General features: G+C 60.2%; 21 protein-coding genes. All 21 read right to left on the reverse strand.

Annotated elements, in window-relative coordinates; all coding sequences use genetic code 11:
• Positions 1–19: 19 nt before the first annotated feature.
• Positions 20–1,021, reverse strand: a complete 1,002-nt coding sequence (locus ACRRSD_RS14695) for a serine/threonine-protein kinase (protein ID WP_435034097.1) — start codon at positions 1,019–1,021, stop codon at positions 20–22.
• Entirely contained in the window at positions 1,018–1,746 is a 729-nt protein-coding gene (locus tag ACRRSD_RS14700) for a PP2C family protein-serine/threonine phosphatase (protein ID WP_435034098.1), read from the reverse strand. Before ACRRSD_RS14700 ends, ACRRSD_RS14695 begins: the two co-directional genes overlap by 4 nt.
• Positions 1,746–5,285: a type VI secretion system membrane subunit TssM gene (gene tssM / locus ACRRSD_RS14705; protein WP_435034099.1), complete on the reverse strand. Its 3,540-nt coding sequence runs from the start codon at positions 5,283–5,285 to the stop codon at positions 1,746–1,748. The genes ACRRSD_RS14700 and tssM overlap by 1 nt, the downstream gene beginning before the upstream one ends.
• Positions 5,286–5,298: 13 nt before the next feature.
• On the reverse strand, positions 5,299–6,174 hold the full coding sequence (gene icmH / locus ACRRSD_RS14710) for a type IVB secretion system protein IcmH/DotU (protein WP_016985783.1): 876 nt from the start codon (positions 6,172–6,174) through the stop codon (positions 5,299–5,301).
• 5 nt (positions 6,175–6,179) lie between these two features.
• Positions 6,180–7,511, reverse strand: a complete 1,332-nt coding sequence (gene tssK, locus ACRRSD_RS14715; protein ID WP_064389585.1) for a type VI secretion system baseplate subunit TssK — start codon at positions 7,509–7,511, stop codon at positions 6,180–6,182.
• 2 nt (positions 7,512–7,513) lie between these two features.
• Entirely contained in the window at positions 7,514–8,014 is a 501-nt protein-coding gene (tssJ, locus tag ACRRSD_RS14720; RefSeq protein ID WP_007920299.1) for a type VI secretion system lipoprotein TssJ, read from the reverse strand.
• Positions 8,015–8,019: 5 nt separating this feature from the next.
• Entirely contained in the window at positions 8,020–9,216 is a 1,197-nt protein-coding gene (gene tagH / locus ACRRSD_RS14725) for a type VI secretion system-associated FHA domain protein TagH (protein ID WP_064116459.1), read from the reverse strand.
• An 18-nt stretch (positions 9,217–9,234) separates the two neighbouring features.
• Positions 9,235–9,375: a hypothetical protein gene (locus ACRRSD_RS14730; protein WP_007920296.1), complete on the reverse strand. Its 141-nt coding sequence runs from the start codon at positions 9,373–9,375 to the stop codon at positions 9,235–9,237.
• A gap of 93 nt (positions 9,376–9,468) precedes the next feature.
• Positions 9,469–10,989 (reverse strand): sigma-54 interaction domain-containing protein, encoded by a 1,521-nt coding sequence (locus tag ACRRSD_RS14735; protein ID WP_435034100.1) that lies wholly within the window; start codon positions 10,987–10,989, stop codon positions 9,469–9,471.
• Positions 10,990–10,999: 10 nt separating this feature from the next.
• Positions 11,000–13,657 carry a type VI secretion system ATPase TssH gene (gene tssH / locus ACRRSD_RS14740; protein WP_435034101.1) on the reverse strand — a complete coding sequence of 886 codons (2,658 nt, stop codon included), beginning with the start codon at positions 13,655–13,657 and terminating at the stop codon, positions 11,000–11,002.
• A gap of 11 nt (positions 13,658–13,668) precedes the next feature.
• Positions 13,669–14,676, reverse strand: a complete 1,008-nt coding sequence (tssG, locus tag ACRRSD_RS14745; protein ID WP_016985779.1) for a type VI secretion system baseplate subunit TssG — start codon at positions 14,674–14,676, stop codon at positions 13,669–13,671.
• Entirely contained in the window at positions 14,640–16,427 is a 1,788-nt protein-coding gene (gene tssF / locus ACRRSD_RS14750) for a type VI secretion system baseplate subunit TssF (RefSeq protein ID WP_007920286.1), read from the reverse strand. The genes tssG and tssF overlap by 37 nt, the downstream gene beginning before the upstream one ends.
• 75 nt (positions 16,428–16,502) lie before the next feature.
• Positions 16,503–16,724, reverse strand: a complete 222-nt coding sequence (locus ACRRSD_RS14755; RefSeq protein ID WP_008078730.1) for a hypothetical protein — start codon at positions 16,722–16,724, stop codon at positions 16,503–16,505.
• Complete coding sequence (locus ACRRSD_RS14760) at positions 16,721–17,116, reverse strand: hypothetical protein (RefSeq protein ID WP_435034102.1); 396 nt, start codon at positions 17,114–17,116, stop codon at positions 16,721–16,723. Before ACRRSD_RS14760 ends, ACRRSD_RS14755 begins: the two co-directional genes overlap by 4 nt.
• Positions 17,113–17,496 carry a hypothetical protein gene (locus ACRRSD_RS14765; protein ID WP_134176425.1) on the reverse strand — a complete coding sequence of 128 codons (384 nt, stop codon included), beginning with the start codon at positions 17,494–17,496 and terminating at the stop codon, positions 17,113–17,115. The genes ACRRSD_RS14760 and ACRRSD_RS14765 overlap by 4 nt, the downstream gene beginning before the upstream one ends.
• Complete coding sequence (locus ACRRSD_RS14770) at positions 17,493–17,843, reverse strand: hypothetical protein (RefSeq protein ID WP_134176426.1); 351 nt, start codon at positions 17,841–17,843, stop codon at positions 17,493–17,495. Before ACRRSD_RS14770 ends, ACRRSD_RS14765 begins: the two co-directional genes overlap by 4 nt.
• Positions 17,834–18,409: a hypothetical protein gene (locus ACRRSD_RS14775; protein WP_435034103.1), complete on the reverse strand. Its 576-nt coding sequence runs from the start codon at positions 18,407–18,409 to the stop codon at positions 17,834–17,836. Before ACRRSD_RS14775 ends, ACRRSD_RS14770 begins: the two co-directional genes overlap by 10 nt.
• A 75-nt stretch (positions 18,410–18,484) precedes the next feature.
• Entirely contained in the window at positions 18,485–18,910 is a 426-nt protein-coding gene (locus ACRRSD_RS14780; protein WP_435034104.1) for a hypothetical protein, read from the reverse strand.
• A 432-nt stretch (positions 18,911–19,342) separates the two neighbouring features.
• Positions 19,343–20,317, reverse strand: a complete 975-nt coding sequence (locus ACRRSD_RS14785) for a DUF6402 family protein (protein WP_435034105.1) — start codon at positions 20,315–20,317, stop codon at positions 19,343–19,345.
• A gap of 7 nt (positions 20,318–20,324) precedes the next feature.
• On the reverse strand, positions 20,325–20,849 hold the full coding sequence (locus ACRRSD_RS14790; RefSeq protein WP_435034106.1) for a PAAR domain-containing protein: 525 nt from the start codon (positions 20,847–20,849) through the stop codon (positions 20,325–20,327).
• An 11-nt stretch (positions 20,850–20,860) separates the two neighbouring features.
• Complete coding sequence (gene tssE, locus ACRRSD_RS14795; RefSeq protein ID WP_007920274.1) at positions 20,861–21,268, reverse strand: type VI secretion system baseplate subunit TssE; 408 nt, start codon at positions 21,266–21,268, stop codon at positions 20,861–20,863.
• Between the last annotated feature and the right edge of the window lie 6 nt (positions 21,269–21,274).

Here is a 21,274-nt window from a genome sequence, read left to right on the forward strand (position 1 = left end):
CCTGTTCGAATGTCATCCGTTACGCCCGAAGTCGCAGACGTTGCAGCCAGGACGAAGTGGCGCCCAAGGCGTCACGCAATTGTTGGGCAGTGATGCTGCGTTCTGCCGGGTCGAAGCTCAGCGCGGTGCGCAGCGCTGGCCAGCCGTGTTTCGGTAAGTTCGCCGGCGCTTGCAGCTCGCGCTCCAAGTGCTCGTCGCGCGCCTGAGTCGAGGGCAAGCGGCGGAACGGGTGTTTGCCGCCCGCCAGCTCAAAGATCACGCAGGCCACGCCGTACACGTCCGCGCTGGCCGACAATGGTTGGCCCTCAAGCAGTTCGGGGGCGGCGTAGCCCGGAGTCCAGGCGTTGAAACGCTCGCGGCTCAGGTGCGGCAGGCCGGGCAATACGCCCTCCTCTGCCTGACCGAGGCCGAAGTCAAACAGGCGCAAACCGTCTTCGCTGAGCATGACGTTGCTCGGTTTCATGTCACCGTGCAGCACGCCGCGACCGTGGGCGTAGGCCAGCGTGTCGAGCAGCGGCAGGACGATGTCGCGCAGTTCTTGCCACGGCAGGCCGAGTGGCCGCTCGCAGAGCAATTTGTCCAGGGTCAGGCCACGCATGTACTCCATGGTGATGAAGGCCCGCTGGCAATCGGTGTCGACTTCAAAGGTGTGTGCACGCACGACGTTGTCGTGGCGCAGGCGTCGGGTCAGGGCGAACTCGCTGTAGAGCAAGGCACTGGCGTCCGGCGATTCGGCAAATTCTTCGCTGAGGATTTTCAGCGCGATGTAAGGATCGGGATCACCGAACTGTTCGTGCAGCAGATCCCGCGCCCGGTAAACGGCGCCCATGCCGCCAGCCCCGAGCAGACGCTCGAGGTGGTAGCGACCGGCGAGTACATCCGGCAGTGCACCGATGCTGGCCTTGGTTGGCGCCAGCAAAGGTTCTGCCTTGTTTTCCTTGGCGAAGGCGAAGTAGGTCAGGTTGTTGGCCTGCTCTTCGCTCATCAGCACATCATCGATTGGTGATTCGATATTGGTCATTGGCGGATCACCACGGCAGTCAGGTTGTCCCGCGCAGCGCCTCGCAGGGCGCCGTCGAACAAACGTTCCAGCGCCACGTGCGGCGCGCTGAGGCTGAGGGCGTTGCCGAGGGCATCGCTGCTTAGGCCCTGATACAAACCATCGCTGCAGAGCAAAAACGCATCGCCCGGATAGACCTCAAGTTCGAGGACATCCAGGGTCAGTGTTTCGGCGGCGCCGACGGCTCGGGTCAAGGCCTGAGCCGCCGGGTGCGCTGCCGCTTGTTCGACGCTCATTTGTTGCTCGTCGATCAGTTGCTGCTGCAGCGAATGGTCCTTGGACAGCTGATACAACCGCTGCCCGCGCCACATGTAGCAACGACTGTCGCCGGCCCAGATGCAGGCCGCGCGATTGCCTTCCACCAGCAGCGCGACGACGGTGCTGCCCATGATGCTGTCGTGGCGTCCGGCGGTGACCGTCAACTCCTGCCCCAAACGTCGGTTCAACCAGTGCAGGCACTGGCGGATGGCTTTGAGGCGTTCGTCGAAGTCCTCGTGTTGCGGCAGTTCAGCCAGGCTGGCGACGATCAACTGGCTGGCGATGTCGCCACCCTGATGACCGCCCATGCCGTCCGCGACCACCCACAGCCCCTGGTGTGGCGAGTCGAGGAAGGCATCTTCGTTGCGCGCCCGCACCTTGCCCGGGTCGGTACGCGCCGCGCTGCGCCAGGCACTGGCCACCAGCATCAGAGCTGCACCGGCATACGGAAGGTGCGCAGTACGCCCATGTCGAACGGGTTCGGCGTGCGCTGGCTGGTCAGCAGGTAGTTGGCGCGCAGGCCACCTACGTCGGCTTTCAGCACCAGTACATCGCGACCGGTCAGGTACTCGGTCTGCATCAGGTCGAACAGGCGGAACAGCGACCATGGGCCGGAGTTCTTCTCGATGCCGATCGGGCGCCCGGCCATTTTGTCCATGACCAGACTGGTGCGACCGTCTTCAGCATCGGTCGGCCATTTGAACGACATTGGCAGGATCGGGCCGTGGCGGTATTCCATGGTCTTGTCGCCGAACTTGAACTCGGAACGGCTGACCGCCGGATCGAGGGTGTACGGTTCCAGTTTGAACTGCACGGTCGGCTCGGCCGGGTTGATCGAGAAGAAGCTCTGACGAATCGTCAGCGCTGCCGCCATCTGGTCCAGGTACATCTTCGATACCGGCAGGCTGTGACCATCGACGCTGCGCATGCGGTAGTTGCCCGGATCGCCGCTGACGAATGGACGCATGTAGCTGTCGAAGAAGCGGTCGACGGTGCCTTGAGCGCGGAAGAACTCACGGAAATCGCTGATCGCTACGTCGCTGGTGCTGCTCGCGCTGAATGGATAACGCTTGCTGATGGTCTTGCCATACACGCTGTACAGCTCGTTCTGATAACGGCCGTTCAGGTATTGGTAAGCATCGTTAAGCACCAGACGCCACGAGTCTTCGGCTAGCACGTTGAACCAAACGCTGAGCGGACGCGGCAGACGGCTGGAGGCATTGCGCAGGTTGGTCAGCGCATCACGCTGGCCGCTCATGCGGGTTTTCGCCATTTCGAACGCGGCTTGTTCCGGTGTGCTGGAACGGGCCAGACCGGCCAGTTGCAGTTGCAGGTCGTTGAGCGCGCTCAGCGCTGGCGTCAGGTCCGCCGCCGGGCCGTTGTTGTCATCGAGCAAACGATGCAGCGGTTCGAAGCGGCGTTGCAGCGACTTCTTCGCGGTGTCCGGCAGAGTCTTCGCCACGTTCAGGGCCGAAGCCTTGTCCGCTGCGGCGGCGGCAAGTTTGCCGACTTTACCCAGTTTGCCTTTCTGCCCGGCCAGGGCATCAGCAGCGTCGCCAGCTTCTTCGACTGGATCTGCTGCCGCCTGGAAGCGGGTGTTCTCACGCACTTCAGTGAGCAATGCCAGCACCGGCGAATTCGCCGAGGTCAGACCCGCCAGTTGCTCGGCGCCTTCACCGGCGTCGCTGATTGGCGGCAGGGCAACCTGGCCAACGGCTTCACTCCAATAGTTGGCGTAGTCGCGGAAGTACAGTTGCTCCAGCTCGACCATCAGGCGACGCAAGTCCATGTCGCTGATGCCCGCACCTTCGCCGAGTACCCAGTTGTCACGCAGGATGTCGGTGACCAGCGCCGAACCCTGCACCGAGAAGTACTGCTGATAACCGGTTTGCGTGTAGAAACCCGGGATTACGTATTCGGTGCCGATAAACAGCGAGCCTTGTGGACCGAGGTGTTGGCTGAAACGGTAGTCCGGCAGATTGCGCGCCTGCTCGCGGAGCATGCGGTAAACCACGGTGGCCAGCGATTCGCTGCGCAAGACCTGACGCGCCTGAGTGACCAACTGATCGTTCAGTGGGTAGATAAACGGCTGTTTCAGCAGACGCTCCAGATGCGCGCTCAGACCGTTCTGCACCGCGGTGTTGCCGGTGTAGCGCGTCGACCAGTCAGTGGCGACCCAGTCCTTGAGCCACGCGGCGTCGCGACGATCCTTCATGTTCAGCATCAGGTACGCGCGCAGGCTGTTGAGCAGGCGGTCGCGGTCCTTCATGTTGGCGCGGATCTGCCCTTCGAGCATGGTTGCAACCCGTGGTAGCAGTTGCTTTTCAAGCTCGCGCTCGTAAGCCTCTTTGACCACTGGATTGACGTCTTCGCCCTGATACAGACCACCGCGTTCGTGATACGAAACGTCGCCCTTCTTCGGGAACACCTGGGTTGCGGCGTAGCTGGTGTCGAGGGTTTTCAGCACGCCCATGGCGTCATCACGCGGCGACAATGCCGTGCGTTGCTGCGTCCAGTTCTGCGCCAGATTGCGCAGGTTTTCCAGACGCTCGTAGTTGGCCGAGAAACCGCCCGCCCAGAGCATGCCGAACAGTGCCAGCGCCGCCAGTGCGCCAACATACAGGGCACGTTGGCCCCAATGAATACGGCTGCGTTCGCGCTTGTCCAGACCGGCCAAATCGGATTCAGGGAAAATCACTTGGCTGAACAAGTGGTGGATGAACCGCGAACGACCGCTGCGCAGGGTCGGCAGCACGCCGGCGCTCATGCCGAGGCTGGCGCCGATGCCGGCGGTAGTCGCATCCATCTCTTGGGTCAGGTGCGGCGCGCTGGTCAGGTAGAAACCACGCAGTTGCGTGGCACGCTGATAACGGTTGCCGGTGAACGCCATGTCGACGAACAGGCACAGGCGCTCGCCGATCAGCCCGAGTTGATGCGGGAAGTCGAGGATGCGGCCACGGCGCTGAGTGTCGCGCTCGGAGTGCATGCGCATGATCACTTGGCTGTTGAGGCGACGCAGCAGCTCTTCGAACTCATTGCGCAACACAGCGACGTCGGTGCCGACCTGATCCTTGCGGAAACTGGTACCGAGCACCTGATCGCTTTCTTCGCGGGTCAGTTGATCGAAGAACTCGTCGAAGCCGAGCAGCTTGTCAGCCTTGCTCAGAACCAGATAGACCGGCACGTCGACGTGCAGTTTCTGATGCACGTCTTGCAGTCGGCCGCGAACCTGGCGCGCGAGGGTGTCGATGTCCTGTTCACTGCCACCGAGCAGGGTTTCCACCGGAATGGTCACCAGCACGCCGTTCAACGGACGACCGCGACGACGCTTGCGCAGCAACTCCAGCAACGTCGTCCAGGCACCGCCATCGACTTCGACATCCGGCTGCGTGGTGTAACGCCCGGCGGTGTCGATCAGCACACCGTGGTCGGCGAAGTACCAGTCGCAATGACGGGTGCCGAGGGTGTCGCGGGTCAGTTTGCGGTCGATCTTGTTGATCGGGAATTCCAGACCGGAAAAGTCCAGCAGGCTGGTCTTGCCCGAGGCCTGTGGGCCGATCAACAGGTACCACGGCAAGTCACTGCGCCAGCGCTCGCTGCGGCCGCGATACAGGCTCGACGTCTTCAGGGTTTTCAGCGCGTCTTTGAAGCGCGCCTTCAACTCTTTCTGCTCTTCGTCGATCAGCTCTTCGCGGCGAATGCGGTCCTGGCCGTCTTCGCTTTCTTCCTCGGCTTTCTTGCGGATACCCGAGCGCCAGCTGACGAAGACCATGGTCAGGCCCCAGATCAGGATCAGCACAGCGATGGTCAGCAAGCGAGAGGTCGGACTCTCCCAGAACTTGTAATCATCGACTGCCAACAACGGGCCGACGAACCACACCAGCAGCGCCACGAACAGCACCAGCAGCAAGGTCCAGACCCAGGTCTGGCGCAGGAAGGCGCCGACTTTCTTGAAAAACTTTTTCATCACACGTCCCTGTTTACGGCTGCGACTGCGGTTGCACCGCGGCCGGATCAAGCGGCTGATAAGGTTGCAGAACGGTGTCGCGCTGCTCGCCCAAGACCCAGGCGAAGCCCGAATACATCACCACCAGACAGACGAAAGTGAACAACACCACCATCCACGCCGGCACGATGCGCACCAGGTTGCGGCGCTGATCGTTCAAGCCTTCCCAGTGCGGCGACAACTCGCGCGGCACGTCGCCACGCAACTGACGGATCTGCCGATACAGAGCATCGCGGATGCCTTCAAGTTCGAGCATGCCGCGTGCCTGTACGCGGTACTTGCCTTCGAACCCGAGGGACAGGCACAGGTACATCAGCTCGAGCATCGGCAGATGCTTGACCGGGTTCTTCGACAGCCGATCGAGCAACTGGAAGAACTTCTCGCCACCGAAGGTTTCGTTGTGGAAGCTGCTCAGCAGACTCATCTGCGACCACTCGCTTTCGTTGCCCCACGGTGTGGTCACGACAGCTTCGTCGACCACGGTGCAGAGAACGTAACGCGCGGCCATCACCTGGCTGCTTTCGGCGCCGTTGTGCAGGGCGCGTACTTCAAACAATTTCAGCCCGGCAGTCAGACGCTCGTTGAGTGCGTACAAGTCTTCGCGGGTTTCGCTGTGCTTGAGGCGCACCACTTCCGAAAGCAGCTCGGACGAGGCCGCCACCAGCGAATTGAGACTGATGTTGAACGCTTCGGCCGGGCGCAGGCGCGCGGCGTAGATCATGCGTTCTTCCAGTTGCTCGAAACGCGGCGGCGCGGCGAAGTCGGTCAGCGGACTCGATGCCGGTCCGTGGCCTTGACGATCGAGCAGGACGGTTTTGTCGTCCTGGTTGTAATCCGTTTCCTTGATCATGTCGGTCAGTTCCTGATGGCCCAGAATTTCAGTTCAAGCTCGGCGAATTCGCCGGACACATGGAACGCGAAACCGCCGGAGCGCTCGAGTTGTGCCAGGTCTTCGGAACTGAGTTCGAGGATGAAATAGGTTTTGTTCGAATGGAACGCGATCTGCCGCGGGGCCACCGGCAACGGTTTGACCTTGATCCCCGGCAAGTGCAGGTTGACCAGTTGGCGGATACGCTCCACCGGGCCGACCTTGAGGTGCGCCGGCAAGCGGTGGCGCAGTTCTTCGGAGTCGCAGTTGGCACTGGCTGCCAGCACGAACGACGCCGAGCCGAGCAGTTTGTGGTCGTGCAACGGCGAGACGATGATGCCGTACTGACGCGCTTGCAGGATCAGTTCGATGGCGTGCTGTTCGAGCACCATCGACAGCACCTGACGAATCGCTTCCATCAGTTTGCGGAAGCTCCCACCCTGGTCGGCGTGGGAGTAGCGGCTGTCCAGACGCGGACGTTTGCTTTCGCCGGAGAAGGTCGCCAGATCGCCGAGCATGGTCAGCAGCGTGCGATACAACTCTTCCGGGTGCACCTGCTCCAGGCCGAGGTAGTGGCGCAGCAAAAGTTCGGTGCGGTTGATCAGTTGCAGCATCATGAAGTCGCCGACCTCAGCACCGCCGACCTTGCCGTTGGAGCGAATCCGCTCGGCGATCGTGTCGCCACGGTGACTGAGCATGCTGATGACTTCTTTCAGGCACGACAGCAGATAGCTGGAAGCGTGGGCCTGAATGTAGGTCGGCACGAAATCCGGATCGAGGCTGATCACGCCATCGGGCGTGGTGTCGAGCACGTCGCAGATCTTCAGCTTCACGTAGGCCTGATCGCTCTGCTGCTCACCGAGCAACAGTTTGAAGTCCGGGCGACCGCAGCTGACCTGGCTGGCGGAATCGTCGCCGGCGTTGGAGTCGGCCACTTCGGCGTCGTACGCGGTGTAACGCGCGAGCACGTCGGATTGCTCCGGACGGCGCGACTCGATGTGGTTACCGGTGACCAGCGGCAGCGCCAGATAGATCGGCGTGTTGCCGGTGTTCGGCGGTACGTCCAGCGCCAGCGGCTCGGTGTTGCCACCGAGTTCGAACAGGCTGCCATCCGGCAGAATCCCCGAGGCTTCACTGATCACCAGTTTGCCCATGTTGAGGAACTGCAGGTCGATCTCCAGATTGAGGAAACCCCAGGTGTAGCCACCCAGCAATTGCGTGCGGGTTTTCATCTGGTGATCGTAATAACGATCGTTGTGCTGGAAGTGCTGCGGACGCAGCAGCATGCCTTCCTGCCAAATGACTTTGTGGGTATTCATGTTCAGTCATCCGCCTTGGCGAGCACTTGATTGGTGTTGCGGATGCCGGTCTGGTCCAGAGTCAGATCGACTTCAGTGACTTCCAGCGGAGTGATCTGAACCGTGTGGCGCCATTGGGTGTCGGGCAAGTCGCGGTAAGCGGCGAGAACGCCGACATAAAGGCTGCCCTCTTCCACCTTGAGCTTCATCTCCACGGTTTCACCCGGGCGCAGTTCGAGTTCTTCGCTGGCCACCAGATCCGGGTTGAGGGACTCCTTGGCGCGCTCGTAGAGGCTGAAGAAATCAGCGTTCTCGAAGGTCACCGGGTGCTTGAGTTCGAACAGGCGCACGACGATCGGCGACGGCCGACCGTTGAGATCCGGGTTGAGCTGATCGCTGCCGGTCAGCTTCAGGTTGATCTTGGTCACTTTCGAGTACGGCGACAGCGACGAGCAACCGGCGAGCAGCACCAGTACGGTGAGCGCAGTCAGCGTCTTGAAAAAAGCGGTCGAGCGGCGAGACATGCGCATCATCCTTGGTGGTCGGTGTGGAGGGTGGAGATCAGGCGGATCTGTTCTTCGTAAGCCTGGGCGAAGTCGCGGGCCAGCAGACGTTCGCTCCAGTCATCGTCCTGACGCAGCGCCTGGTGATAACGGCCGAACGCTCTCCAGCGCCCGCCCGACGTCGCGATCAACGGCTTGTTGTCACGCTCGAAACGCAGGGTCAGTTGCTCCGGCGAGAAGTGCTCCAGCGTGCCGCGCACGGCGGCGCGGCTGGCGGTCAGCAACGCCACCTGATGCGCCTGCAAATCGCGGAACGCGCGGGAGATGGCTTGCTCGGCCGGCAGATGTCCGGGCTTGCTTGGCTGCAACAGAATCTGCAGGGCTTCGCTCGGATCGACGGCGAATTTCAGCGGATTCTTGTTGGTGCCTTGCACGGTGGTCTGGGCCAGACGCAGTTCGTTTTTCAGCTCCGAGCGGGTGCGCAGGCTCTGTTGCAAACCGCCGATGCTTTGGCGCAACAGACGCGCAGCATTGAGCGCCAGGGCTTCGCGTTCGTCGTGGCTGAGGCCTTTGACATCGACGCCCAGCGCCGCACCGAAGTGCTCCCAGAAACCTTCGCTTTGACGCTCAACGGCTTTCGGCGCCGGAGCGGGCTCAGGTTCGGCGGGCGCGGCAATCAGCTCCGGCACCATCAGGCTTTCCATGTCGATGCGTGCGTAATCGGCGCGCTGACGGGAATCCTCAGGCTTGGTGTTCGGCGCCAGCAGCTCGTCGATTTCCGAGTACACGCGCTCTTGCTGTTCGAGGGCGTTGAGCGGATCGAGATCGAGGAACGCGTCGTCGGGAATGATGCTGCCAGCGGCGCGTGGACGACCGACTTCACCGTCGAAGGTTGCCGGGTCGCGCACCAGCCGCGCGCGAATTTCGAAGTCACCCAGCACGTAGGTGCTGCCGTGCTCGATACGCACCGGTTCGCCCTTGTGCAGACGCGCGCCGCTCTCGCCGTCCTGGACACCGTTGCTGCTGGTATCAGTCAGGAAGAACGTGCCTTCGCGGTAGCTGACAATCGCGTGGTGATTGGACAGGTGACGCTTGCGGTCAGGGATGATCCAGTCGCAGTCCTCGCCCCGCCCGATCACGCCGCCGGCCTGTTTAAAGGTCTTCTGGCACAACTCGGTGGGCACGAACTGCTTGGTGTTCAGCATTTCGAAAACCAATTCCATGTTTGATGCTCCTTGCGGTCACTTGCCGCGATTGACCGCTTGCGGATCACCCAACGGGCGATAGTCGTTGTCGTTGAATTTGTAATTACCGCTACAGCCGCCCAGGCCGCATAGAACGACGAGGGTCAGCAGGACAGCTTGCCAGTGACGAACAGACATCAGAGGGTCTCCAGGTGTAGACAAAGCACAAAGCGCCGACCCTTGCGGGCGGCGCTGAAATTGGTTTTTGCGGGAAAATCGATGATCTTTTGCCTACCCATCGAAATCTCCCAGATTGATGTTCAGGCGGCCGAGCCGGTACAGCAGCGTGCGTCGCGGCAGACCCAGCTCGCGGGCGGCGAGGGTCTGGTTGCCGTCGTTCTTGCGCAGGCAATCGAGCAATAAAGTGCGTTCGACCTGCTCCAGACGTTCGCGCAAATTCAAGTGGCTGTTGTCTTCCGGCATTGCCTCCATGCGCAGGGAGAAATGCTCGGCGAGCAACTCGCCGCCTTCACACAACAACACCGCACGCTCGACCAAGGCCTTGAGTTCACGCACGTTGCCGGGGAAGTTGTAGCCGGACAGGTGTTCCAGCGCCGCACTCGACCAACGCACCGGATCGCGTTGCAAATACGTGCAGGTCTTCTCGGCAAAGTGCTGGGCCAGTTCGAGGATGTCGCCTTCGCGCTGACGCAGGGCCGGCAGTTCGATCGGGAATTGCGCGAGGCGGTAGTACAAGTCCTCGCGGAATTTGCCTTCGCTGACCAGCGTCGACAGATCGCGGTGGGTCGCGGCGATGATGCGTACGTCGATTTTATGAGTGTCGTTGGAGCCCAGCGGACGAATCTCGCCTTCCTGCAACACGCGCAAGATCTTCGCTTGCAACGACAGCGGCATGTCGCCGATCTCGTCGAGCAACAGCGTGCCGCCATTGGCTGCATCGAACAGACCGGCGCGGTCGCGATCAGCGCCGGTGAAGGCGCCTTTGCGATAGCCGAACAGCTCGCTTTCCAGCAGGTTTTCCGGGACCGCCGCGCAGTTCTGCACGATGAACGCCTGAGACCGACGCGGGCCGCAATCGTGAATCGCCCGCGCGACGACTTCCTTGCCGGTGCCGGTTTCGCCGCGCAACAACACGGTGTACGGGCTGTGCAGGACTTTGCTAATCAGCGAATGGGTCTGACGCATCGCCGCGCTTTTACCGATCAAGCCATAGCCGCTGATGCTCGGCACGCTGCGCGCAACCGTTGCCGATTCCACCAGCGGCTGACGCAGGCGTTGCAGCAAATGCAATTGGCCCAGGACGAACGAGCCGAGCTGACCGAGGGAATCGGCGAAGCCTTGCAGGTTGGTACGACGACGGCTGGCGCATAGCAGCAAACCTTCAACAGCTTTGTGCTGATTGACCAGTGGCACGCACAACAGCGACTGCCACGGCGAGGTCGCCGCCGGCAGAAAACTGGTTTCGTGCAGGCTGCCGCTCAAGTCGTCGAGGCACACCACACGGTTCTGGCACAGGGCAAATTGCAGCAGTTGTTCACCGTTGTAATCCGCCGGCAGGCTCGCCGCTTCGCGTGGTTGCAGGGCGCCGTCGAGGCATTCGGCGTTCATTCCCAGGCACGTGTGAGTGGCGTCGAGCAGATACAGCTGCGTCAATTCGCAGCCGCTCAGCTCGGCCAGACCACGCACGAAGTCACCCAGCAACGCAGCACCGTCCGCCGCACGCGACAGACTGGCGAACTGCGCCAGCAACGCTTCGGCATAGACCAGTGGCTGCGGCACCTGAGTGAACATCACACCCACCTCAGGCGAACTCGCACGTCACGCTGGCTTCACCGTCGAGCGTAGCATGCACACGCTTGAGGCTTTCGCCGGTGGCCATGGCGTCAAGGAGACGATCCGCCACCAGCGGCAGAACGTGCTGATCGAGCAGATGGTCGATCAGGCGCGCGCCGCTGTCGCTTTGCGTGCAACGCTCGGACAGGTGATCGACGAGGTTCTGGCACCAGCTGAAATCCAGCTGACGACGGTTGAGGCGCTCGCCGAGACGACCGAGTTTGATCTCGATCAGCTCGCGCAATACCGGGCCGCCGACCGGGTAGTACGGCACCACTTTCATCCGCGCCAGCAACGCCGGTTTGAAGTGCTTGCTGAGTACCGGGCGAATGGTTTCCTCGAGGACTTCAGCGGTCGGGCGTGCGCCGTTTTCGCAGAGGTCGCTGATCTTGTCGCTACCGAGGTTCGAGGTCATCAGGATCAACGTGTTACGGAAGTCGATCTCGCGACCTTCGCCGTCGTTGGCCACGCCTTTGTCGAAGATTTGGTAGAACAGATTGAGCACGTCCGGGTCAGCCTTTTCGACTTCATCGAGCAGCACCACCGAATACGGCTTTTGGCGCACGGCTTCGGTGAGCATGCCGCCCTCGCCGTAACCGACGTAACCCGGTGGCGCGCCGATCAGGCGGGAAACGGTGTGCTTCTCCTGGAATTCGGACATGTTGATGGTAGTGATGAAGCGGTCGCCGCCGTACAGCAAGTCAGCCAGGGCCAGTGCGGTTTCGGTTTTACCGACGCCGCTCGGGCCGACCAGCAGGAACACGCCGACCGGCGCGTCAGGTTTGTTCAGGCCGGCAGCGGTGGCACGCATCGAGCGATCCAGTGCGTGCACGGCTTGTTCCTGACCACGGATGCGCGTGCGCAGGTCGGTGGCGAAACTGGCGACTTTGGCGTTGTGTTCTCGAGCCAGTTGCGCCAATGGTACGCCGGTCCAGGCGCTGATCACTTCGGCAACCAGACGCGGGCACACTTCGAAGCTGACCAGACGCTCCTTGACCTGTGCGGCGGTCAGGGCGCTGTGGGTTTCGTTGAGTTGGGCTTCCAGCGCTTCGACGCTTTGGCCTTCTTCGACTTCGGCGGCAACGGTTTCGATCACGGTGCCTTCGGCGTCTTCCTCAACAGTCACCACAGGCTCGACGGCTGCGGCTTCGCGGGCCTTGGCCAGTTGCTGACGCAATTCCAACAGGCGCTCGGCCAGTTGCTTCTGCTCAGTCCACAGGGTTTCCAGAGCAACCATTTCAGTTTCGGCTTCGTCCAGACGCGCTTCCAGTGCCTCCAGCGCTTCGTGGTCGATCAGCAGACCGGCTTCGGCATCGCGGCGCAGGGCCTGACGCTGACGGCCACCTTCAGCCAGTTCGCCACGCAGGCGCTCAAGGCTTTCCGGGGCAGCAGCGAGGCTGATGCGTACGCGGGCGCAAGCGGTGTCGAGAACGTCGACGGCTTTGTCCGGCAGTTGCCGACCGGCCAGATAACGCGCAGACAGCTCAGCAGCCGAGACCACCGCGTCATCACGCAGGTAGATGCCGTGGCTCTTCTCGTAAACCTGGGCCAGACCACGGAGGATGGTCACCGCTTCGCTGACGGTCGGTTCGTGCAGTTGCACCGGTTGGAAACGACGGGCCAGCGCCGGGTCTTTCTCGAAGTATTTCTTGTACTCAGCCCAGGTGGTGGCGGCGATGGTGCGCAGTTCGCCACGGGCGAGTGCCGGTTTCAGCAGGTTGGCCGCGTCGGAACCGCCAGCGTTGCCGCCCGCGCCGATCAGGGTGTGGGCTTCGTCGATGAACAGAATGATCGGTTTTGGCGAGGCTTTGACTTCGTCGATCACGCCTTTGAGGCGACGTTCGAATTCACCTTTAACGCTGGCGCCGGCCTGCAGCAGGCCCATGTCCAGCGACAGCAGCTCAACGCCTTTGAGCACTTGCGGCACTTCACCGGCGGCGATGCGCGAAGCCAGGCCTTCGACGATGGCGGTCTTGCCGACACCGGCCTCACCGACCACGATCGGGTTGTTCTTGCGGCGACGGGCGAGGATGTCGACCATTTGACGGATCGCACCGTCACGGCACAGCACCGGGTCGAGTTTGCCGTCGCGGGCCTGTTGGGTCAGGTTGTGGGTGAAGCGCTGCAGCAGCGATTCGCCCTGCGCCGCCGGTTTGCCATTGCCCGCCGGTTGCTCCTGTTGCGACAGGGCAAATTCCTTCAGGCGATCGATGTTCAGTTTGGCGAGCAGCGGCTGATAACGACTGCCGGCGTAGCGCATAGGGTTACGCAGCAACGCGAGGATCAGCGCGGCGTCTTCAACCTGGGTCTGGCCCAGTTCGAGGTTGGCCACCAGCAGCGCATCTTGCAGCCACTGCACCAGTTCCGGGGCGAACACCGGATTACGCGAAGCGCTGTGTTCGACGCGCGATTGCAGCGCGGCGCTCAGTTCACCGGCGTCGACGTCTGCATCCTGCAGTGCGCGCGACAACAAGCCATTCGGACGCTCGAGCAGGCCGAGCATCAAGTCTTCGACGAGGATCTTGCTGCCGCCACGGGCCACGCAACGCTCGGCGGAACGTTCCAGATCACGACGGGTTTCGGCGTCCAGCGCCTGGATGAGTTGTTGCAGGTCTACGTTGATCATGGCTCACGTCCTTAATGAATTTTGCTGCCCAGGGTCACCACGCCGTCCGCTTTCTCGCGGCCCAGCCAACTGGTCCAACCGAGGCGACAGGCGTTCTGCTCACCGATGCGCAGTTCGCGGATTTCTTCCTGGCGCAAAACCAGGCGGATGTCGTAATCGAGCGGGTCACGCAGGGTGAACCGCACCAGCGCGCAGAGCGGCTGGTAACCGAAACCGATCGGCAGGAATTCATGGAATCGCTGCCAGTCGAGCTCGGTGATGTGAATGCGGAATTTGCCGCTGCGATCGCGCACGTGCTCGCCGAGCACGAGGTCTTCACCGAGCAGGCTGTTGGCGCGGCCCAAACGATTGCGCTGCTCTTCGAGAATCTCGACGCGGCGCTCGATGCACTGCTCGATGACCAGGTCTTCGTGCTTGAAGTAATAACGCAGCACGGCTTCGATCAACGCCGCCGAGTGCGCCCGCAAGCTGAGCAGACCGAGGTACGGCAGCAGGCGTTTCCAGTTGAGTTCCTTGGCCTTGCGGATCTCTTCGCCGCCCAGACCGATCAGCGCGAACAGCTGCGAGGAGAACGGGTCAATCGCGCCACTCTGGAAGCTTGCGCGATAGCGATATTTACGCCAGATCGGCAGCATCAGCCGTTGCAGGCGATGGTGGAACAGGTCGAGGAAGTTGCGTGTCGGGTTGCCGTCCTCGCTGTCGCCCAGGGCTTGTTCGCCATAGAACGCCGGCAACGGCGAGCCCGAGCCGACCAGGCCGATCAGGTTGAAACGCATGCGCGCGCGCATCTGCCCGTGCTCTTCGAAAAACTCCACGCGATCAACGTCGCTACGCGGAAAACCGAGGCTCGGGTTGGCCTGGAATTCGACGTGGTCGTACAGATCGTCTTCGCTCAGGTGCGGGTGCGCTTCGCGCAGCCGGTCGATCACCAGCAGCACGGCCTGAAACAGCGAGTACTCGCGTATTACCTTGGTCAGCCCGCTTAAAGCAGGGGCTGCAGGCCCATACGTGGTGTCCATTGGTACACCTCTCCCTGTGTGCTTTTTACGCGCAGCTCATGGAATGAATTGAGACTGGCGTAAAGCGCGAAAAACTCGTTAAGAACCGAAGCGAAAACGAACAGGTCGCCTTCGCCGATATACCCTTCCGGGTCGATGGTCAGTTCGGTGCGCAAACCGCGCACCGGCAGCCCACGGTGCAAGCGGTCAACGTGGTGATGCTTGATGTGCTTGAGGCCGCCGAGCAGGCGTTTGCTGACCTTCTCCGCGTGCTGGTCGTAGTAGCGCGGCAAGTCGTAGGTTTCGAGAATCACCTTCAACGCATTGACGTCGGCCAGCGACAGATAGTTAAGCGACATGTTGCTGATCAGCTTCCACAGGAAGTCACGGTTCAGCGGTGGCGCGAAGCTCGACGTGGCCGGGGTGATGTTGCGGAAACTCAAGAACTCCGGCGTCTCTTCGCAGGCCATGCAGATGTCGCCAAGCTTGAGCTTGCGCGGCAGGTTCTGGTTGGTGCAGATCAGCTCGATCGACAGGGTCTCGTGGGCTTCGGTGTGGCGGATGCCGAAGCTCAGGTAGGTGTCGAGACCATCGTGCAACAGCGAAGAACGCTGGCGAATGCTGTAGTGCGGACGGCTGTTGGGCACGTCGAAACTCGGGTCGTGCTCGAAGGATTCGAACGGCACGTACTCCTGATAACCGAGGCCGCCGGGCTTCCAGCCGGTCACGGTTTCCACCGAAAACACACCGCAGTTTTCCAGGTCGTATTCCGCCGGCAGCAACAGGTATTCGTCCTGCTTGCCGTCGAGGCGAATCGGCAGCGCGTCGTGGGCGAACAGGTTGGCAATCGGCGTGCAGAACAGCTTCACGTTATCCAGGGTCGGACGCATACGCATGATGCCGCTCTTGCGGATATCGAAGCGCAACTCCAGCCCGCGCATCTGCTTGAGCGTGTCTTCCGGCAGCGCGTTGATGATGTCCAGACCGTTGACGTCGACGAACAGGAACTTGTCCTGAAAGGCGAAGTATTCCTGCAGGTAGCGATAGCCACGGAAGGTGTTCAGCGGATACGGGATCAACGCCTCTTCTTCGGCAAAGCCCACCGGTTTGACCCGATCACCGGGAATCTTGAACGCCATCGGCTTGCCGCTGACGCCATCAATCGGTTTGCCGGCACCGTCGAGCGGGATCAGTTCGATCCCTTCGAGGTTGCGCAGCAGGCTCAGGTAGAGCATCTGGCTGATGTAGCGCTCGCCGGCAAAGTGCAGACGCAGTTTGCTCAGCTCCAGCTCACCGAGGTGGCCGTCGGCGCTCATTTCCAGACGCAGGCTGAGCAGCGAGCCGTCGCCCTTCACCGAGTAGTTCAGCGCGGCCAGATCCAGCGGCAGCACGTCTGTCGGGTAGCAAGTACGGAAGCGGCAACGCACGTCTTCGATCGGCTTGCTTTCAATCGGCGTATCGCGCTCGACGCGCAACGCCGGCCCGGAACGCTTGAGCGGATCGAACTGCAAAATGCTGAACGCCGGCAACGGCCGCATGTAGTTCGGCCACAGCAGCTGCATCAGCGAATGGCTGAGTTCCGGTAGCTCGTCATCGAGCTTCTGGCGCAGACGCCCGGTCAGAAACGCAAAGCCTTCGAGCAACCGCTCCACGTCCGGATCCCGCCCGGCCTGGCCCAGATACGGCGCCAACGCCGGACTACGCTCGGCGAAACGGCGACCGAGTTGGCGCAGTGCGGTGAGTTCGCTTTGGTAGTAGTGGTTAAACGACACGGGTTACCTGCCTGGTAGTGGAACTCATCAAAAAAATATCCTGTAGAGCGCGACTGAGCACGTTCTGTGGCGCCGTCATGCTGGAGGCAACGAGGCGTAGTAACCGCCGCTAATTTCGATGGCAACCAGCGAAATCAGGACCATGAACATCAACGCCCGATGCAGCCATGACTGACGCAGGCGCTTGCTGATCGCCGTGACAATCAGCAGAAAACTCAAGATCGCGATGCCGCCGAACAGATCGCTGTCGGCGATGAAGGCCAGGTACATGCGCATCTCGTCAGACACGGCAATCATGCGCAAAACACTCCGTCCTTGAGGGTCCAGCTGCGCTGCAAGCCATCGCTCTCACGTTTGACGGAGTGCAAGGCCTGGCGCATTTCATCGGCAGTGACCATACGCGTGCGTTCAGGCCCTTTGATGCTGAGCGAATAGCGGCAGCTGACTTGCCCATCGACGTCTTCACCGTACGACCGGTAGCTGGCCACGCTGACGCGCTCGCCCGGTGCAACCATTTGCGGCTTGATCGGCGGCAGCCAGTTGGTCGAATTCTGTGATTGCACTTGCAGCGGTACGCCGCAGCTGTTGACCAGATAAATGTCGTTCATATAAACCAGCTGCGTCGTGCAGCCCGTCAACAACAGGCCGGCCAGGGCCGCCAGCGACATCATGCAAGCAAGAAACTTCATTGGACGAGCCCTCCTTTGCTCGGGGTAATCGGCACGTACGAATCGATGAAGAGGTATTCGCTGTCCGCACCGCCGACACGATTCATCGTCAACGGCTTGCCGTCAGGGGTAGCGAAGCGCGTCCAGCCTTCGGTGACCAGATTGCCGCCCTCTGCACGCACCTGGACGAAATAGTCCGGCGGTGTCGAGCGGGTGATCTCGATGAAGTAGCCACCGTCCTCCGCACCGCGCCATACCGCATCGGGGTACGCGGGCAACACCGGCTTCGCATTATCACGACTCGACCCGACCCAGAACATCACGGCGGCGATGACGGCCAACGCACCGATCAGGCTCAGCAGATGATTGAGCCATTTCCATACCCGCAGCCACGCGATCATGGTGTGCACCATGTGCGCACGTCGCGCTTGTCGAAGCCCGCACACTGATTGTTTTTGGCGATCAGGCGGTAAGCGGTTTCAGGGGTGTAGGTGAAGGAGTAGTAATTTACCCGATCCTCACCGTAGAGCCAGTAAGACGAGGAACCTTGATTGATTTCGTAAGGTTCAAAGGTCCAGATCGACGACTGCGCCGGGATGAAGTTGCTCCGCTCCATCAGCAACATCACGGCGTTGGAAACCAACGGAGTGGCAAACATCGCCAGCGCCAATAGCAGCGCCGTCAGCCCGAGAAAAAGTCGGCGCTTGGCGAAGGCGAGCAACATGTTCAAACGGGTCATCAGGCGCATTGCTGTACCCCGCCGTCGTCGTGACCTTGAGTGTCGCGATACAACACGGCCGAATCATTGGCCTTTGTGGTATTCGCGTAAATCCCCAGCGCCAGCAAAACGGTGCATACGCACATGCCGATCAACGCCGTGATCAGCAGCAGAAGCGGCGTTGCCCGACGGCTGTGGATCGCTGGCGATTTCACCTGCGCCTGCCCGCGCAAGCGCGCGTAGGCCTTGTCGATGGCACCGGTCAGCAAAATGGCGGCAATCGTCAGGCCACCCGTGAGTGCGCAATACGCCAGGCCGCGGGCGGGATACTGCGGCAGCATGTAAAACAAAATCGCCAGCATCATGAAAATCACCAGGCCAAACTGGAGGGCCTGGCGCCGGATGAAGACCAGAATCAAATTCACAGCAACGAAAAAGTAGAAAATCAGGTACATCGCCATGCCGATGGCGACGCCACGCGAAGTCAGCCCGCCGACCAGCTGTTTGTAGGCAGCCACGGCATAGCCGTTCATGAGGATATAAATCACGCAGGCCAACGCATGCACGGCCAGACCGATGACTCGACGGCTATTCATGCGCAACCCCGGCCATGGCTTTATCGGCACGCAGAATCTGCGTTTGCTGAAGGTGTGCGAGGCGACCGGATCGGGTCATGCCCCCCCCTCCTGCACAGGACCGGCAGGCAACGTGCGCCGCGTCAGCAAGCGGTTTTGCCAACGCAGTTCAATGACCTGCGTGAGCAAAATCGCCAGCAACGTGACGCCACCTTGGGCCACGGTGTAGAACAGCGCACGCAACGGGTTGTGGGGCACCATCATGAACAAAATCCAGGTAACCATCAGCGCGAGCCAACCGAGCTTGGCCCACAGGCTGGGGAGAACGGCGGCCAATACATTCACCCCGAAAAAAATATAAATGAACGTGTAATGCGCGATACCGATGCCCACGCCACGCGTGGTAAAGCCGCCATTGAAGGCTTTATAGGCATCGACCACAGCGTCGTTCAGGAACGTGTATGCAACACATCCTGCGACGTGGAAAACCAGGCACATGGCAACGCGGACGTAGGTGTTCATGCTGGTTTCATATCCCCGACCCAAGTGCCCCTGCATAACTGAGATCTCGCTATCGGCACTCTGGAATAATCCAGCCGTCATAACCTGATACAGTCGGGTAAATTGCGCGACCACCCACCCATCGAGATTGCTCGTCCGTCGTAAATTCATTCTTCCAAAGTAGCCATTCCGACGACCTCAAAAGTTTTCCATCCTTACTGTAAACCCTGAAGAAGGCTTCGCTTGTGAAGATCTTTGCGATTGCACCCGGGGTACCCAACTTCGAATATTGGGGAATATATGAGTTGATATAACAAGTTTCTGGCTCATTCCATGTCGTGGAATAAAGTTTCGCCAGAGCGGCAGCTTCAGTTTTCAGATAGAGCCAAGCAGCTATCACTCCCCCAAACAATGCAAGCAGCACCCATAACGACAATGATTTCTTACTCACGATCACATTGACCCCGAGCGAAATTTGTATTCTTCAAAATCAAGAGGCCCCAAATGCACAATAAACGACGTCTCATACAACTTAACCGTTGTAAAACTGATCATGTCCCCGCCTTTTTTATACTTCTTGCGAAACTCATTGAAGTGGTCGTTGGTGATCCGGCAATAATCGACACCTTCGTTTTTGATCACCGCAGGCTTTCCTACAAAGTAGTCGTAAACGTTTGGACGCAGGACACCCTCATCAGCCCAATAACCTAACAGCTGATCACCGTCATCATTCAGAAAGTCGTAGGTATCTCTTCCATAAAAACCTAGCTCCATGATTTCGATCGCTTGAAACCCATTGTCATCGACAATAGTTCTGAACCTGGTGGCGGCCACCTTTACCAAAAAATTCCCAAACGCACCGTAGACGTCATCCAATGCATCGAGTGCTTTTTCTTGAGTCGTGGAACCGACACGAATCAAATTGAATTGGGAGAATTCCTCTAGTTCTATCGCTGTCTTATCACCGAAGTCGCAAAATGCATCTTTTAGTTTCCCAGCTTTAACGTCCAGTAGCCCAAGGCGTCTAAGCCGCGTCATCATGACGACCAAGCCATTCGATAGTTGGTCAAGCAAGCCCTTGGACTTCCCAATGCTGCTATTAAACTCAGTCGATGCCGCCAATTCACTTAAAAACTGATCAACTTTTGGTTTTACGCGATCCGATGCCGTGAACAACCAGTCAAACGGAATATCCGTGATGAGATTTTTTTTATCGAGTGTGCTGGCAGGTAGTTTACCTTGCTTGTGTTGCTGAGACAGCTCGAAAGCCTCGCCGTCAAACCACTGGCGCATCACACGTGCCGCAACTTTCCATCCCATTCTATTCATGACATCAGGAATAGATGATATCGGGAAAGTTTTGGCCGATGCCTTTTTGCCTTCTTTGTCTTTCGCTTGAGTCAACAGTTCTGCTGAAGGATTTGTCATAAATACCTCAGGAAATTGACACGGAGATTTCATCATCGAACAACAGCTCGACACTTTCGGCAATGGCCGAGCCGATCACTGCGGTTTTCCCCGATGCATCAGTAACGCCGTTTATTTCTTTTCCTGATTGAGTTCTAAGGGTATAGGCGCGCCCCACTACGGGCGCCCCCGTCTTAGTGTCTTGCACAACATAGTGCTGGGTGAACGGCCACTGAATCTCCACCGGCAACGGCGGCACAAACGGCGCGGGCGAATGCGAATTCCCGATAATCACCGTCGAAGACCCAGCCGTAACCTTGTTGCCGTGGGAGCCCACGGAATCAACAGTGACAGCAGACTTGCCGTTGATTTTCACCGTCGTGGCCAAACCACCAACCATCGCACCACCACACGCAGAGGCATCGCCTTCACGGGCGGCCGCGAGGCCATCGAAGAACACGTCGCCGGAACCGGCGGCGATCGGGTTGGTGCCGTGGCCGGGGAGCGGGCAAGCGGTGGGGTCGGATACGCGTGCTGCGGGTTTGCCAGACATCGGGGATCTCCTTAGGTGACCTTCACTTGTCCGCTGCCATCCAGGCGCGCGGAAAAACTGACCTGGCGCTTGAACCCTTCAACTTCCAGCAAGCCTTCGATACTGAAGGCCAGGCGCAGTTGATCGTGGTCACGCGGCAGGGAAATGACACGCACGTTGCTCAGGCGCGGCTCGTAGGCTTCGATGAAGTTTTCGATCGCCAGACGGGCCTGACTCAGGGAGTCGTGCAGGCTCAGACGCATGTCATTGAGATCGGGCAACCCGTAGTCGGCCAGCGTTTGCACGCTGCCGGCCCGGGTGCTGAGCATTTTGGCCAGATGGGCAGCCACTGACGCCATGGCACAAGCCTCAAGGCTGTTGCCCTTGCGTAGTTGCGCGTCGCCGTTGAGGCGTTCGAACAGGCTGCCGTATCCGTCCATGAGTCG

Origin of the sequence: Pseudomonas neuropathica (assembly GCF_051174785.1) — a bacterium.
Lineage (GTDB): Bacteria > Pseudomonadota > Gammaproteobacteria > Pseudomonadales > Pseudomonadaceae > Aquipseudomonas > Aquipseudomonas neuropathica_A.

What these genes read in the sequence shown, in the direction of transcription:
- ACRRSD_RS14695 (WP_435034097.1), bottom strand. Translation starts at nt 1,021, where the DNA reads ATGACCAATATCGAATCACCAATCGATGATGTGCTGATGAGCGAAGAG.
- ACRRSD_RS14700 (WP_435034098.1), bottom strand. Translation starts at nt 1,746, where the DNA reads ATGCTGGTGGCCAGTGCCTGGCGCAGCGCGGCGCGTACCGACCCGGGC.
- tssM (WP_435034099.1), bottom strand. Translation starts at nt 5,285, where the DNA reads ATGAAAAAGTTTTTCAAGAAAGTCGGCGCCTTCCTGCGCCAGACCTGG.
- icmH (WP_016985783.1), bottom strand. Translation starts at nt 6,174, where the DNA reads ATGATCAAGGAAACGGATTACAACCAGGACGACAAAACCGTCCTGCTC.
- tssK (WP_064389585.1), bottom strand. Translation starts at nt 7,511, where the DNA reads ATGAATACCCACAAAGTCATTTGGCAGGAAGGCATGCTGCTGCGTCCG.
- tssJ (WP_007920299.1), bottom strand. Translation starts at nt 8,014, where the DNA reads ATGTCTCGCCGCTCGACCGCTTTTTTCAAGACGCTGACTGCGCTCACC.
- tagH (WP_064116459.1), bottom strand. Translation starts at nt 9,216, where the DNA reads ATGGAATTGGTTTTCGAAATGCTGAACACCAAGCAGTTCGTGCCCACC.
- ACRRSD_RS14730 (WP_007920296.1), bottom strand. Translation starts at nt 9,375, where the DNA reads ATGTCTGTTCGTCACTGGCAAGCTGTCCTGCTGACCCTCGTCGTTCTA.
- ACRRSD_RS14735 (WP_435034100.1), bottom strand. Translation starts at nt 10,989, where the DNA reads ATGTTCACTCAGGTGCCGCAGCCACTGGTCTATGCCGAAGCGTTGCTG.
- tssH (WP_435034101.1), bottom strand. Translation starts at nt 13,657, where the DNA reads ATGATCAACGTAGACCTGCAACAACTCATCCAGGCGCTGGACGCCGAA.
- tssG (WP_016985779.1), bottom strand. Translation starts at nt 14,676, where the DNA reads ATGGACACCACGTATGGGCCTGCAGCCCCTGCTTTAAGCGGGCTGACC.
- ACRRSD_RS14755 (WP_008078730.1), bottom strand. Translation starts at nt 16,724, where the DNA reads ATGATTGCCGTGTCTGACGAGATGCGCATGTACCTGGCCTTCATCGCC.
- ACRRSD_RS14760 (WP_435034102.1), bottom strand. Translation starts at nt 17,116, where the DNA reads ATGAAGTTTCTTGCTTGCATGATGTCGCTGGCGGCCCTGGCCGGCCTG.
- ACRRSD_RS14765 (WP_134176425.1), bottom strand. Translation starts at nt 17,496, where the DNA reads ATGATCGCGTGGCTGCGGGTATGGAAATGGCTCAATCATCTGCTGAGC.
- ACRRSD_RS14770 (WP_134176426.1), bottom strand. Translation starts at nt 17,843, where the DNA reads ATGCGCCTGATGACCCGTTTGAACATGTTGCTCGCCTTCGCCAAGCGC.
- ACRRSD_RS14775 (WP_435034103.1), bottom strand. Translation starts at nt 18,409, where the DNA reads ATGAATAGCCGTCGAGTCATCGGTCTGGCCGTGCATGCGTTGGCCTGC.
- ACRRSD_RS14780 (WP_435034104.1), bottom strand. Translation starts at nt 18,910, where the DNA reads ATGAACACCTACGTCCGCGTTGCCATGTGCCTGGTTTTCCACGTCGCA.
- ACRRSD_RS14785 (WP_435034105.1), bottom strand. Translation starts at nt 20,317, where the DNA reads ATGACAAATCCTTCAGCAGAACTGTTGACTCAAGCGAAAGACAAAGAA.
- ACRRSD_RS14790 (WP_435034106.1), bottom strand. Translation starts at nt 20,849, where the DNA reads ATGTCTGGCAAACCCGCAGCACGCGTATCCGACCCCACCGCTTGCCCG.
- tssE (WP_007920274.1), bottom strand. Translation starts at nt 21,268, where the DNA reads ATGGACGGATACGGCAGCCTGTTCGAACGCCTCAACGGCGACGCGCAA.